The organism is Nocardioides sp. 1609 (assembly GCF_004522105.1).
In the GTDB taxonomy this organism is placed as follows: domain Bacteria; phylum Actinomycetota; class Actinomycetes; order Propionibacteriales; family Nocardioidaceae; genus Nocardioides.
The window spans coordinates 66,090-79,485 of the sequence record NZ_SPUJ01000008.1; the positions used below are offsets into that span (position 1 = coordinate 66,090).

12 protein-coding genes are annotated in these 13,396 nt (G+C 75.5%); 2 read left to right on the top strand and 10 right to left on the bottom strand.

Features of this window, described 5'->3' with window-relative positions; all coding sequences use genetic code 11:
- Positions 1 to 13: 13 nt before the first annotated feature.
- The 5 genes from hrpB to E4623_RS20095 all read right to left on the bottom strand — a co-directional run bounded on the left by hrpB (position 14) and on the right by E4623_RS20095 (position 6,162).
- The gene (hrpB, locus tag E4623_RS20075) at positions 14 to 2,521 is read right to left on the bottom strand and encodes an ATP-dependent helicase HrpB (protein ID WP_134768355.1); all 2,508 of its coding nucleotides are present in this window, start codon (positions 2,519 to 2,521) and stop codon (positions 14 to 16) included.
- A gap of 156 nt (positions 2,522 to 2,677) precedes the next feature.
- Positions 2,678 to 4,003: a dihydroorotase gene (locus E4623_RS20080; RefSeq protein WP_134768356.1), complete on the bottom strand. Its 1,326-nt coding sequence runs from the start codon at positions 4,001 to 4,003 to the stop codon at positions 2,678 to 2,680.
- Positions 4,003 to 4,929, bottom strand: a complete 927-nt coding sequence (locus E4623_RS20085; RefSeq protein ID WP_134768357.1) for an aspartate carbamoyltransferase catalytic subunit — start codon at positions 4,927 to 4,929, stop codon at positions 4,003 to 4,005. Before E4623_RS20085 ends, E4623_RS20080 begins: the two co-directional genes overlap by 1 nt.
- Positions 4,930 to 4,996: 67 nt before the next feature.
- Positions 4,997 to 5,572: a bifunctional pyr operon transcriptional regulator/uracil phosphoribosyltransferase PyrR gene (gene pyrR / locus E4623_RS20090; protein ID WP_134768358.1), complete on the bottom strand. Its 576-nt coding sequence runs from the start codon at positions 5,570 to 5,572 to the stop codon at positions 4,997 to 4,999.
- A gap of 77 nt (positions 5,573 to 5,649) precedes the next feature.
- A complete protein-coding gene (locus E4623_RS20095; RefSeq protein WP_134768359.1) occupies positions 5,650 to 6,162 on the bottom strand; it encodes a cupin domain-containing protein in 513 nt (170 codons plus the stop codon).
- A gap of 57 nt (positions 6,163 to 6,219) precedes the next feature.
- Between E4623_RS20095 and E4623_RS20100 the strand changes: the two genes are divergently transcribed.
- Both E4623_RS20100 and E4623_RS20105 read left to right on the top strand, forming a co-directional pair.
- Positions 6,220 to 6,882: a TetR/AcrR family transcriptional regulator gene (locus E4623_RS20100; RefSeq protein ID WP_167736770.1), complete on the top strand. Its 663-nt coding sequence runs from the start codon at positions 6,220 to 6,222 to the stop codon at positions 6,880 to 6,882.
- Between the two features lie 9 nt (positions 6,883 to 6,891).
- Complete coding sequence (locus E4623_RS20105) at positions 6,892 to 7,299, top strand: PPOX class F420-dependent oxidoreductase (protein WP_134768361.1); 408 nt, start codon at positions 6,892 to 6,894, stop codon at positions 7,297 to 7,299.
- Between the two features lie 658 nt (positions 7,300 to 7,957).
- Here E4623_RS20105 and E4623_RS20110 read toward each other — a convergent pair.
- From E4623_RS20110 to nusB, 5 genes are all read right to left on the bottom strand, one after another.
- Positions 7,958 to 8,962 carry an NADPH:quinone reductase gene (locus E4623_RS20110; RefSeq protein ID WP_134768362.1) on the bottom strand — a complete coding sequence of 335 codons (1,005 nt, stop codon included), beginning with the start codon at positions 8,960 to 8,962 and terminating at the stop codon, positions 7,958 to 7,960.
- A gap of 43 nt (positions 8,963 to 9,005) precedes the next feature.
- A complete protein-coding gene (locus E4623_RS20115; protein WP_245155192.1) occupies positions 9,006 to 10,517 on the bottom strand; it encodes a hypothetical protein in 1,512 nt (503 codons plus the stop codon).
- 130 nt (positions 10,518 to 10,647) lie between these two features.
- Positions 10,648 to 11,484, bottom strand: coding sequence for a DUF1206 domain-containing protein (locus E4623_RS20120; RefSeq protein WP_134768363.1), 837 nt, complete (start codon positions 11,482 to 11,484; stop codon positions 10,648 to 10,650).
- Positions 11,481 to 12,881, bottom strand: a complete 1,401-nt coding sequence (locus E4623_RS20125) for an NAD(P)/FAD-dependent oxidoreductase (RefSeq protein WP_134768364.1) — start codon at positions 12,879 to 12,881, stop codon at positions 11,481 to 11,483. Before E4623_RS20125 ends, E4623_RS20120 begins: the two co-directional genes overlap by 4 nt.
- A gap of 94 nt (positions 12,882 to 12,975) precedes the next feature.
- A complete protein-coding gene (gene nusB / locus E4623_RS20130; RefSeq protein WP_134768365.1) occupies positions 12,976 to 13,386 on the bottom strand; it encodes a transcription antitermination factor NusB in 411 nt (136 codons plus the stop codon).
- Positions 13,387 to 13,396 lie beyond the last annotated feature (10 nt).

A 13,396-nucleotide genomic window follows, 5' to 3' on the forward strand; every position in this document is an offset into this window, starting at 1 on the left:
AGCAGCGATGTTATCAGCGCGCGCGGCGGGCCGGCCCCCTGGACGGTGGCGCGGACAACGGGTCCTCGGGCCAGGCGTGCTTCGGGTAGCGGCCGCGGAGCTCGGCGCGCACCTGGGGGTAGCCGGAGGCCCAGAACGACGCCAGGTCGGCCGTCACGGCGGCCGGACGGCGCGCCGGCGACAGCAGGTGCAGGAGCAGCGGCACCCGCCCGTCGGCCAGCCGCGGCGCCGCCGCCCAGCCGAAGACCTCCTGCAGGCGCACGGCGAGCACCGGCTGGTCGCCGCTGTAGTCGAGGCGCACCTGCGAGCCGCTGGGCACGGTGACCCGCTCGGGCGCGAGCTCGTCGAGTCGGGCGGCCTGCGGCCAGGGCAGCAGCCGCCGCAGCGCCTGCGTCACGTCGAGCCTGGTCACGAGGTGCGGGTCGGTGCCGTCGAGCCACCGGGTGGCAGTCGCCAGCAGCGCGTCGTCGGAGACGTCCGGCCAGGGGTCGCCCAGCGTGCGGTGCAGGAACGCCATCCGCTGCCGCAGCGCGGTGGCGGCCTCGGTCCACCGCAGGACGCCGAGCCCGTCGCGGCGCAGCGCTTCGGCGATGGCGACCGCCACCGCCTCCCGGTCGGGATCGTGGACGGGGGTGGAGGTGAGCTCGATGCCGCCGAGCCGGGTGACCCGGCGCGCGGTGACCCGGCCGGACCGCCAGGTGACGACGTCGTCCTCGGCCCAGAGCGCGGCGGCGGCCTCGAGCGCGGTGTCCTCGTCGATCGGGGCGGCCGAGCGCACCAGCGCGTCGCGCTGCCCGGGACGGCGGTCGGCATCGGCGATCGCGAGCCAGGGCGCGCCGACCAGGGCGGAGCCCGGCGGGAGGACGGCGCCGGTGCCGCCGACGGTGGCGTACACCGTGCCGCCCCCGCTGCCGGACCGGAGCCGGGCGATGCGGGCCGGGTGGGCGAGAGCGACGACCAGCCCGACGGCCTGGTCGTCGGTGAGGCCAGGCTCCCCGCGCGCGTCGGCGACGGCACCGCTCAACCGGCGGACGCCGGCCCGCCAGGTGGCGTCGCGGCCGCGGCGGGCGGCTCGCAGCGCGGCCACCAGGTCGCCACCGGGTGCGCGGACGTCCTCGGAGAGGAGCGCCACGACCTCGGCGGCGCGCTGCGAGCCGACGACGACGGCCCCGTCGAGCAGCGCGCGCGCGAGCCGGGGGTCGGCCGGGACGCGGGCCACCCGACGTCCGCGCTCGGTGACCGCGCCCGCGTCGTCGACGGCGCCGATCGAGCGGAGAACCGCGCGGGCGGCGTCCATGGCAGGTGCGGGTGGGGCGTCGAGGAGGGCGAGGCCCTCGCCGTCCGGGCTCCCCCAGGTCGCCAGCTCCAGCGCGAACGACGTCAGGTCGGCCGTCAGGACCTCGGGGTCCGGGTGGTCGGCGAGGTGGGCGTGGTCGGCCTCCGACCAGCACCGGTACGCAGCGCCCGGGGCCTCGCGCCCGGCGCGCCCGGCGCGCTGGTCGGCGGCGGCCCGGCTGACCCGCACCGTGACGAGGCCGGCCAGGCCGCGGCGGTGGTCGGTCTGCGGGCGGCGCGCCAGCCCGGCGTCCACGACCGAGCGGACGCCGGGCACGGTGAGCGAGGACTCGGCGACGCTGGTGGCCACGACGACGCGGCGGCGGGGTCCGGGGGTCAGGGCGCGGTCCTGCTCGCGGGCGTCGAGCCGGCCGTGCAGCTCGAGGACGTCGACGTCGGCGCCGCCGAGGCGGCGCACGACGTTGCCGACCTCGCCGACGCCGGGCAGGAACACCAGGACGTCGCCCGGCTGCTCGGCGAGCGCCCGGCGCACGGTGGCCGCCACGTGGTCGAGGAAGGCCGGCGTCACGCCCCGCTCGTCGCGCGGCAGCACGCCCGGCGGCGGACCGTGCCAGTGCCGCGACACCGGGTGCAGGGCGCCGGGCACGGTGACGACGGCCGCCGGGCCCGGGCCGCCGGGGCCGCCCAGCAGGGACGCCGTCCGCCCGGCCTCGATGGTGGCCGACATCGCGACGACGACGAGGTCCTCGCGCAGGTGGCGGCGCACGTCGACGAGCAGCGCCAGGGTCAGGTCGGCGTCGACCTGCCGCTCGTGCACCTCGTCGAGGACGACGGCGGCGACGCCCGGCAGGTCGGGGTCGCGCTGGAGGCGGCGCAGCAGGATGCCGGTGGTGACCATCTCGACGCGGGTCGCGGCGCTCGTGCGGCTCTCGCCCCGCACCGTGCAGCCGACCGTCTCCCCCACCTGCTCCCCGAGCAGGTCCGCGAGGCGGCGCGCGGCGGCCCGGGCCGCGATCCGGCGCGGCTGGGTGACCACGACCCGGCCGCCGACCGCCAGCGCGACCGCCGGCGGCACCAGCGTCGTCTTGCCCGACCCCGGCGGGGCCTGCACCACGACCACCCCGCGCGCCCGGACGGCGTCCGCGACCTCGGCGAGCCCGGCGGCCACCGGCAGGTCCGGCGGGGCGTCCAGCAGGCGCCGGAGCCGGTCGAGGCCGTCGGTCATCGGCTCGGTGGTGCGGTCGGCGCCTCGGCCGGGATTTCCCCGGTCGACCGGGGAAGTCTGAACTGGGGGGCCGATATCCCGGCCGACAAGTTCAGGGATCCCCGGTCGACCGGGGAAACCTCACGCCGGCGCCCGATCATCAGGACCGCCGACAAGTCACGCGAGCGCGCCGTCGAGCACGGTCGGGACGCCGCGCAGGAACGTCGCGTGGACGCGGGCGCCGAGGGTGCGGCCGTGCCAGGGGTTGTTGCGCGAGAGGGAGACCGAGCGGTCGCGGTCGACCGTGAGCGTGGCCGCCGGGTCGACGAGCACGAGGTTGGCCGGCTGCCCGGCCTCGAGCGGCCGGCCCTGGCCCTCGAGCCCCGCGATGGCCGCCGGGGTCGACGACATGACCCGGGCGACCCCGGCCCAGTCGAGCAGGCCGGACTCGACCATCACCGTGGCCACGACGGGCAACGCGGTCTCGAGGCCGAGCATCCCGAACGCCGCGTCGACGAAGGCGTGCTCCTTGTCGTGCCGGGCGTGCGGGGCGTGGTCGGTCGCGACGGCGTCGATGGTGCCGTCGGCGAGCGCGGCGCGCACCGCGTCGACGTCCTCCTGGGGCCGCAGCGGCGGATTGACCTTGAACGTCGGGTCGTAGCCGCCGTTCTCGCTCCCCAGCAGGTCGGTGGTCAGGAGCAGGTGGTGCGGGGTGACCTCGGCGGTGACCGACCAGGAGCCGTCCCGGGCGGCCTGCGCCTTCGCCCAGCGCAGCACCTCGACGGTGCCGGCCGTGCTGGCGTGGGCGACGTGCACCCGTGAGCCGGTGTGCCGCGCGAGCATCACGTCGCGGGCGACGACGACCTCCTCGGCCACGCCCGGCCAGCCGGGCAGGCCCAGGCGGCCTGAGAGCTCGCCCTCGTGGCAGCACGCCGTCGGCCCGGCGAGCGACGGGTCCTGGGCGTGCTGCGACACGACGCCGCCGAACGCCTTGACGTACTCCAGCGCGCGACGCATCACCCGGGCGTCGGCCACGCAGCGGCCGTCGTCGGAGAAGACCGTCACGCGGGCCCGCGAGCGGTGCATGAGACCCAGCTCGGCGAGCTCCTCGCCGCCGAGCCCGCGGGTGACGGCCCCGACCGGCTGGACGTCGACCAGGCCGGCGGCCCGCCCCAGGTCGTGCACCCGCTCGGCGGCCTCGGCGGTGTCGGTGACCGGGCTGGTGTTGGCCATCGCGAGGACGGCGGTGAAGCCGCCGACCGCCGCGGCCTGCGAGCCCGTGCGGATGGTCTCGGCGTCCTCGCGGCCGGGCTCGCGCAGGTGGGTGTGCAGGTCGACGAGGCCCGGCAGCGCGACCAGCCCGTCGGCGTCGACGACGCGGGCGCCGGCGTCGCTCAGCCCGCCCGAGGTGCCGAGCTCGGCGACGACGCCGTCGGCGAGCAGCAGGTCGGCGGCGGCGCCGCCGAGCAGCCGGGCGCCCTTCACGAGGATGCGGTCGCTCATCAGTCTTCTCCAGCAAGCAGGTGGTAGAGGATCGACATCCGGACCGCGACGCCGGCCGAGACCTGGTCGAGCACGGCCGACTGGGCGGCGTCCGCGGCATCGGCGGCGATCTCGAGGCCGCGGTTCATCGGGCCGGGGTGGCAGATCGGGACGTCGGGGCCGAGCACGCCGAGCCGGTCGCGGGTCAGCCCGTAGCCGACGGTGTACTCGCGGGCGCTCGGGAAGAACGCGCCGCTCATCCGCTCGCGCTGGACGCGCAGCATCATCACGGCGTCCGCGGTCGGCAGCACCGCGTCGAGGTCGTACGACGTCGCGAAGCCCGCATCGGCCGACCAGGCGGCCACGCCGCTGGGCATGAGCGTGGGCGGCGCGACGACGGTGACCTCGGCGCCGAGCTTGCCGAGGCACTTGACGTTGCTGCGGAAGACCCGGCTGTGGGTCAGGTCGCCGACGATGACGACGTGCCGGCCCTCCAGGCCGCCGAGCCGGCGCTGCAGCGTGTAGGCGTCGAGGAGCGCCTGGGTGGGGTGCTCGTGGGTGCCGTCGCCGGCGTTGACGACGGCGGCGTCGACCCACTGGCTGACCTGGAGTGCGGCGCCGCTCGCGGGGTGGCGCACCACGAGCGCGTCGACGCCCATCGCGGCGATGGTGCGCACGGTGTCGCGCAGGCTCTCGCCCTTGCTGGCCGAGCTGCCCTTCGCGGCGATGTTGATGGTGTCGGCCGAGAGCCACTTGCCGGCGATCTCGAAGCTCGAGCGGGTGCGGGTGGAGTCCTCGAAGAACAGGTTGATGATCGTCCGACCGCGCAGGGCCGGCAGCTTCTTGACCTGGCGACGCTGCACGTCGTGCATCTCGGCGGCCGTGGCGAACAGGGTCGCGACGTCGTCGGTGCTGAGGTCGTCGACGGAGAGCAGGTGCTTCCTCATCGGGACCCCCGTGTCGTCGTCGGGTGGAGGAGCGGGGCGGTGGAGGTCGAGGACGTCGTGGGGTGCCTCACTCGATCCAGACCCCCTCGACGTCGTCGGTGTCGGCGAGACGGACCATCACGCGCTCGGTGCGGGCGCTGGGGAGGTTCTTGCCGACGTGGTCGGCGCGGATCGGCAGCTCGCGGTGACCACGGTCGACCAGGACGGCCAGCCGGACGACGTCCGGGCGGCCGAGGTCGTTCATCGCGTCGAGCGCCGCGCGCACGGTGCGCCCGGAGTAGAGGACGTCGTCGACGAGCACCACGGTCTTGCCGTCGACGCCGCCGGGTGGCACCTCGGTCGGCTGCGGGCTGCGGGCCGGGTGCCGGCGCAGGTCGTCGCGGTACATCGTGATGTCGAGCGCGCCGACCGGCACGGCCACGCCCTCGACGTCCTGGATGCGCTCGGCGATCCGCCGGGCCAGCGGGACTCCGCGGCTCGGGATGCCGAGGAGCACGAGGTCCCCGGCGCCCTTGTTGCGCTCGAGGATCTCGTGGGCGATGCGGGTCAGGGCCCGGGCGATGTCACCGGTGTCGAGGACTACCCGGCCCTCGGGGACGGCGGGCTCTGCTGGCTCTGCGGCCTCGGTGGGTGGCGCGGACACGGGGTCCCGGACCTCCTTCTCCGCCTCACGGGACGGCTCGTTAAAGGATGTCGAACGCGGCCGACCTTAGCAGTGGGTCACTCCGGCAGCGGCGGCCCGACCACCTCGAGCCCGTACCGCGGCGCGACCTCGTTCCACCGGGGGACCTCCACCTCGGGAGCCAGCCCGTCGGCCCCCGGCAGCCGCAGCTCCGCGGCCGGCAGTCCCACCTCGTCGTACAGGCCGAGGAGGCCGCCGGGAAGGGTGAGCGCGAGGAAGCGGGCCGGCTGGTCGCCGCGGATCCGGAACGCGTGGGGGACGCCGGCCGGCAGGTGCAGGAAGCACCCCGGGCGCAGGTCGAAGCGCTCCTCGCCGGCGAGGTAGTCGATGCGTCCGTCGAGGACGAAGAGCGCCTCGGCCTCGCGGGTGTGCCGGTGCAGCGGGGTGGCGACGCCGACGGGCTGCGTCACCAGCGCGACCCCGAGCGCGCCGCCGCTCTCGTGCGACTCGAGCAGGTGCTCGAAGAGCGAGGACATCGCCCACGTGCCGCGTGCCGCCCCCGGGTCCCGCATGACGACGGCGCTCGGGGGCTGCTGGGTGCTGGTGGTCATGGTGCCTCCCGACGATTCATCCGAATACCCTTCGGATGAATTGCTACGCTACGACTCGTGACGGAACCGGTCAAGAGGCGTAGCTACGACTCCCCCGCGCGGCGGGCCGCCGCCGCTCGGACCCGGCGCGCCGTGCTGGACGCCGCGGGCCGGCTGTTCGCCGAGCGCGGCTGGGCCGGCACCTCGGTCGCCGAGGTCGCCCGGGAGGCCGGGGTGTCGGTCGACACCGTCTACACCAGCGTCGGCCGCAAGCCCGCGCTGCTGCTCGCCGTCCACGACGACCTGCTCGCCGAGGGGGCCGGAGCCGGCCCCGCGACCGAGCGGGACTACGTCCGCGCGGTCCGGGCCGCCGTGGGCGCCCGCCGCAAGATCGAGGTGTACGCCGAGGCGCTCGGGCGCCTGCTGCCGCGCACCGTCCCGCTGCTGCTGGCCCTGCACGAGGCCGGCCGCGACGACCCCGACTGCCGCGCGCTCGCGACCGCCGTCTCCGAGCGGCGGGTGGCCAACATGCGCCTCTTCGCCGCCGACCTGCGAGCCACCGGCGAGGTCCGCCCCGACATCGACGACGCCTGGGTGGCGAACCTCGTCTGGTCGATGAACAGCCCCGAGTACGTCGAGCTCATGGGCCGGCGCGGTGTCGAGGGCGAGGAGCTCGCCGCCCTGCTCGCCCGGGTGTGGACGGCCACGCTTCTCTCGCCCGGCGCCCGCCCGGGCGCGTAGGTTCGCGGCATGGCCTCACTCCCGTTCCCCGACGACGTCCGCGCCCTGCTCCTCCGGGCCAACCCGGCCGTGGTGGCGACGCTGCGTTCCGACGGCGCCCCCGTGTCCGTGGCGACCTGGTACCTGCTCGAGGACGACGACCGCGTCCTGCTCAACATGGACGACACCCGCGTCCGCCTGCGGCACCTGCGCCGCGACCCCCGCGTCTCGCTGACGATCACCGACGCCGACAACTGGTACACGCACGTGTCCCTGGTCGGTCGGGTCGAGGGGATCGTCGCCGACGAGGGCCTCGTCGACATCGACCGGCTCAGCACCCGCTACGGCGGCAGCCCCTACCCGGACCGCGACAGCCCGCGCACCAGCGCCCGCCTCGTGGTCGAGCGCTGGCACGGCTGGGGCGCGGCCAAGCAGTAGGTCCCCCCGCCGGTCGAGCCGAGTGGAGCCCCCCGCACCAGAGGTCTCGACTCGCGGTGACTCCGTCCCCACGGCTCGACCACCGGACACCCCGCACCGTTGGTCGAGCCGGCGAGCGCCAGCGAGCCGAGTCGAGACCCCACACCAGAGGTCTCGACTCGCGGTGACTCCGTCCCCACGGCTCGACCACCGGACGCCCCGCACCGTTGGTCGAGCCGGCGAGCGCCAGCGAGCCGAGTCGAGACACCCGCACCAGAGGTCTCGACTCGCGGTGACTCCGTCCCCGCGGCTCGACCACCGGATGCCGCCGGTCGAGCCGGGAGCGCCAGCGAGCCGAGTCAAGACCCCCGCGCCCAGGTCTCAAGGGTCTCGACTCGCGGTGACTCCGTCCCCCGGGGTCGCCCCCGCTGGTCGAGCCGGCGAGCGCCAGCGAGCCGAGTCGAGACCCCCGCACCAAAGGTCTCGACTCGCGGTGACTTCGTCCCCACGGCTCGACCACCGGATGCCGCTGGTCGAGCCGAGTCGAGACCCCCGCACCCGGGTCTCAGGGGTCTCGACTCGCGGTGACTCCGTCCCCGCGGCTCGACCACCGCATGCCGTTGGTCGAGCCGGCGAGCGACAGCGAGCCGAGTCGAGACCTCTGGACCCGGAGCCGAGGTCAGCCGACGTCGATCAGCACCTTGCCGACCGCGCCACCCTCGACCGCGTCGTGGGCGGCGGCGGTGTCCTCCAACGGGAAGTGGTGCAGCGGGACGCCGGCGTCGTCGCCGACCCGGAGGGCTCCCGCGACGACCGCCGCGGTGATGTCGTCGGCGGCGGCGCGGAGCAGCTCGGGCCGCACGGTGTAGAGGAGGATGCCCTGGATCCGGAGGTTCTTGGCGAAGCCGGGCCGCAGGGGCAGGGTGGCCTCGTCACCGCCGTTGTTGGCGTAGAAGGCGACGGTGCCGTGCTGGGCGGCGACCTCGACGTCGAGGGCGAAGTTGTCGGCGGGCGCCACCTCGACGACGGTGTCGACGCCGTCGGGAGCGATCTCGAGGACCCGGGCAGCGACGTCCTCGGTGCGGTAGTTGACGACGTGGTGCGCCCCCGCCGCGGCCGCGAGGGCGGCCTTCTCGGGACCGCTGACCGTCGTCACGACGGTCGCGCCGGCCCACACGGCCAGCTGGATCGCCGCGTTGCCGACCGCGCCGGCACCGCCCGCGACCAGCACCGTGTGACCGGCCAGCGCCCCCGGGGCCAGGCGGTCGACACCCGACACGGTCAGCGCCCGGTGCGCGGTCACGGCCGGCACACCGAGGCTCGCGCCGAGGTCGAACGACGCGCCGTCCGGCAGCGGGACGACGTGCTCGGCGGGCTGCACCGTGAGCTCGGCGGCGGTGCCGATCGGTCGGCCGTGCTGGGCCAGGAAGAGCCACACCCGGTCGCCGACCTGGAGACCCTCGACCCCCTCGCCCACCGCCTCGACGGTGCCCGCGCCGTCCTGGCCGGGGGCGACCTCGCCCGGGATGCTCTTCATCACCGCCCGGAACTTCCAGTCGGTGGGGTTCACGCCCGCCCGGACGACCCGCACCAGCACCTCACCGGGGCCGGGGGCCGGGTCGTCGCGCTCGACGACGCTCAGGACGGAGGACGGACCGGTCTCGCTGTAGACGACTGCTCTCATGCCGGGACAGCGTCGCGGGCGCCCGTCCTGTTCCCGACCCGTCTCAGAGTGCCTCGGCCATCCCGGCGCACGCGCTGAGCCAGGACCTGCGGGTCGCCTGCGACAGCTGGGAGTACGGGACGACGGAGCCGGCGACCAGCGCCGGGTCGTAGGGCACCCGGTACACCGCACGGGTGCGCTGCTCGTAGACCGACGTCAGGTCGGCCGCGAGCTTGTTGTCGACCTGCGCCGACGGGTCCGAGAGGACCGTGACGCACTTGTACTTGAGGTTCTGGATGCCGGCGTCCTGCAGGGCGTCGAGCATCCACAGCCCGCTGTAGCCGGTGTCCTCGCGCACCGTGCTGGTCACGACCAGCAAGTCGGCCGCGTCGGCCGCGGCCAGCCAGTTCTCGGCGCGCATGTTGTTGCCGGTGTCGACCAGGATGACCCGGTAGAACCGCTCCAGCAGCTGGTGGACCTCCTTGAAGTCCTCGGCACGGATCATGCCGGTGACGTCGGGCCGCTCGTCGGAGGCCAGGACGTCGAAGTGGGCGTCGCCCTGGGAGCGGACGAACGCGCCGAGGTCGCCGATCCGCGACTGGTAGACGTCCTTGAACCGTCCGAGGTCCTCGAGCAGCTCGCGGGTGGTGTTGCGGTGCGTGCTGCGGGTGCCCCGGATGCCGAGCGTGCCGCGGGTCTCGTTGTTGTCCCACGCGACCACGCCGCCGCCGCGCACCGTCCCGAACGTGTAGCCCGCCGCGAGCACCCCGGTCGTCTTCGCGGCGCCGCCCTTGGGGTTGATGAACGCGATCGTGCGCGGCCCGTCGAAGTCACGCTGGATCAGGGACTTGTCGTGCTCGTAGGCGCGCTCCTTGGGTCCCATGGCCGGCTTGACCAGCCCGGCCGTCCAGCGCCGCACGGTGCCGCGCCAGCCCCAGGTCGCCGGCCCGAGCACCTGGTCGTTGTCGCGGCGGTCGAGGAAGTCGGTCGCCGTCATGAACCGGCGCACGTCGGCGTCGTCGCCCGGCGGGACCGGCACGACCCCCGGCACCACGGCGGGCACGGCGGCAGGCGCGGCGGCAGGCGCGGGCACCGGCATCGGCATCGGCACCGGCGACACCGGCGGGGCGGCGACCGGCGGAGTCGGGGGCGGGCTCTGCGGCGGGCCCGACGGCGGACCGGACGGTGGTCCCGACGGCGGAGGGGTGGACGGGCGCGAGGCCGGCGGCACCGAGCCGGCGGGCGGCTCGGTGGGCGGCCGGCCGAACGGCGCCGGGTCCCACGGCGGCGGGCCGGCGGGTGCCTCGGCGAGCGGCGCCGGCGCAGGTGCCGGCGCCGGTGGCTCCGGCTCCACCGCGGGCGCCGGGGCACCGCCGATCGGGTCGTTCAGCGGGTCGCTGAGGGGGTCGATCAGGTGGTCGGTCAGCGGGTTGGACGCCGCCCGCGGCGCCTCGGCAGCACGCTGGCGGGCGTACTCCTCGAGCTCCTCCGGCGTGTACAGCCGGTCGCTGGTGTCGGACGCCACGGGATCGGCCTGGCCCGGCGGGTCGACCGGGGGCGGGGGGACCTGCGTCATGCTGCACCTCCGAGAGCGTTGATCACGACAGCATCGACCCTAGGGCAGGGCGACGGTAGCCCGGCACGTGCCCGGACCGCGTCGACGGAAACGCGGTCCAGACAGGTCGGGGCCCTGGGCGGGCCTGCCGTCAGCGGTCGAGGTGGCGGGCCCAGGCGAAGCAGAAGACGCCGTACGCCGCGAACCCGAGGCCCATCAGGGTCAGCAGGACCGGGCCGAACGGCTGGTCGAGCACCTTGGTGAGCGCCTGGTCGAGCCCGCCGGACTTGTCGGGCTCGTGGGTGGCGGCGGCGTACACGAACAGCCCGCCGACGATGCCGAGGGCGATGCCCTTGGCGACGTGCCCGACGCGGCCGAGCCAGCGGTAGATCGTCCCGGTGCGGCCGCTGCGTCCCTCGGCGTCGAGCCGGTCGAGGTACTTCTCCTTCCACGCCATCACCAGCAGCGCGACCCCCACGGCGACGATGCCGAGGCCGATCGCGCCGACGATGAGCTGACCACCGGGCAGGTCCATGATCTTGGCGGTGGTGGAGTCGGTACCGCCTCCCCCGCCACCGGACCCGGTGGCCACCTGGACGGCGCTGAACGCGATGACGGCGTACACGACGGCCTTCCCGGCCGAGATCGCCCGCTTGGCGAGCCGCTTCTTGTCGTCGTCCTCGTCGCGGTGCCCGGCGACGGCCTTGACGACCTGCCACACGACGAGCAGGGCCATGCCGAGCGCGACCAACCAGACGAGCACGGCGCCGAACGGCTGCTCGGCGAGCTGCTTGAGGGCCCCCGAGCTGGACGCCGAGCCCTCCCGGTCGCCGAGGGCGAGCTGGACGGCCAGCCACCCGACGACGACGTGCACGACGCCGAGCGCGACGAGACCACCCGCGGCCAGCCAGTCGAGCGCGTCGCTGTCCTGGGCCTTGCCTGCGGCGTTCTGGGCCTGGTTCTTGGCCTGTCGGCCGGTCTGACTCATGAGAGATCCCCCAGTGCGGTCTCGATCGCTCGGTGGAACGTCGGGTAGGCAAAGATCATCGTGCGCAGGGTCTCGACCGGTACACCCGCATGGACGGCCAGGGCGAGCAGCCCGAGGATCTCCCCCGCGGCCGGCCCGACGACGCTGGCGCCCACGAGGACGCCACGGTCGGCGTCCTCGACGACCTTCACCAGCCCGCGGGCACCGGGCCCGTGGGTGAAGCCGCGCGAGGACTGCTCCAGCGGCGTGGACCCGACCCGGACGGCGAGTCCGGCGTCGCGGGCCTGCTGCTCGGTCAGGCCGACGCCGGCGACCTCGGGATCGGTGAAGGTGACGTGCGGGAGGGCGTGGTACGACGCCGGGGCGCCGTCCTGGCCGAGCAGGGCGCGCAGCGCGACCCCCGACTGGTACATCGAGACGTGGGTGAACGCACCCCGCCCGGTGACGTCGCCGATCGCCCAGAGCCCGGCGACGACCCCGTCGGGGCCGAGGACGCGGAGCCGGTCGTCGACGTCGAGGACGCGGGCGGTCGGGTCGAGCCCGACGGTCTCGAGCCCCAGGTCGTCGAGGTTGGGGGTGCGGCCGGCGGCGACGAGGAGCTTGTCGGCGACGACGTCCTCGCCGTTCACCGTGACGGTGAAGGCGCCGTCGGCGTACGCGACGGCCGAGGTCTCGGCCGAGGTCAGCACCCGCAGGCCCTCGCCGGCGAGCACGTCGGCCAGCAGCTCCGAGGCCTCGGGCTCACCGGCCGGCGCCAGCCGCGGCCCGCGCTGCACGATCGTCACCCGGACGCCGAACCGCGCGAAGACCTGCGCGAGCTCGCAACCGATCGGACCGCCGCCGAGGACGACGAGCGACCCGGGCAGCCCGGTGACGCGGACGGCGTCGCGGTTGGTCCAGTACGGCGTGCCCTCGAGCCCCGGGACCGGCGGCGCGGCCGGGCGGGTGCCGGTGTTGACGACGACGTCGGTGGCCTCGACCACGGTCGTGGAGCCGTCCGGCAGCTCGACCTCGACCCGCCCCGGGCCGGCCAGCCGGGCCACGCCGTGCAGCACGGTGGCGCCGGCGTCCTGGAGCCGTTCGACGGCGACGGTGTCGTCCCACCCGGCGGTGGCCTGCTCGCTCACCCGGGTGGCGACCGGCGTCCAGCTCGGGGTGACGGTGACGTCGCCGGCCAGGGTCGCGGCGCGGCCGGCCTCGGCCAGCGCGTCCGAGGCGCGCACCATCATCTTGGTGGGGATGCACCCGTAGTAGGGGCACTCCCCGCCGACCAGGTGCTTGTCGACGGCCACGACGGTGCGGCCGGCGCGGGCGGCGCCGCCGGCGAGGGCCTCACCCCCGGGCCCGAGTCCGATGACGACGAGGTCGGCTGTGCGGTCGGGTTCAGGGGGCGTCATGGCACCAGTGTGTCGGTTCGCCGGCGGTCGCGCTCCCCCACCCGGTCCGGACGGGAGGGATCACGACGACGCTGGGCCGGGGCCGGGCCGCGCCTTAGGAGTCGGCGACGACGCCGGAGCGCTGGATCGCGCCGAGGACGCCGTTGACGAACGTCGGCGACTCGTCGGTGGAGAGCTCCTGCACCAGGGCGATCGCCTCGGTGATGGCGACCGTGCCGGGCACGTCGTCGGCGTACAGCATCTCCCAGAGCCCGATCCGCAGCACGTTGCGGTCGACGGCCGGCATCCGGTCGAGGGTCCAGTCGCGGGAGTAGGAGGAGAGCAGCTCGTCGATCCGGTCGGTCTCCGCCGCGACACCGCGCACCAGGACGCCGGTGTAGGGGTTGGTCGGCCCCTCGCCGGCTTCGGTCGCGCGCTCCAGCGCCTCGACGGCCGACTCGCGGCGCATCTCGGCGGCGTAGAGGATGTCGAGGGCCCGGCGCCGGGCCTTGGAACGGGCCGTCATGACAGGAGGC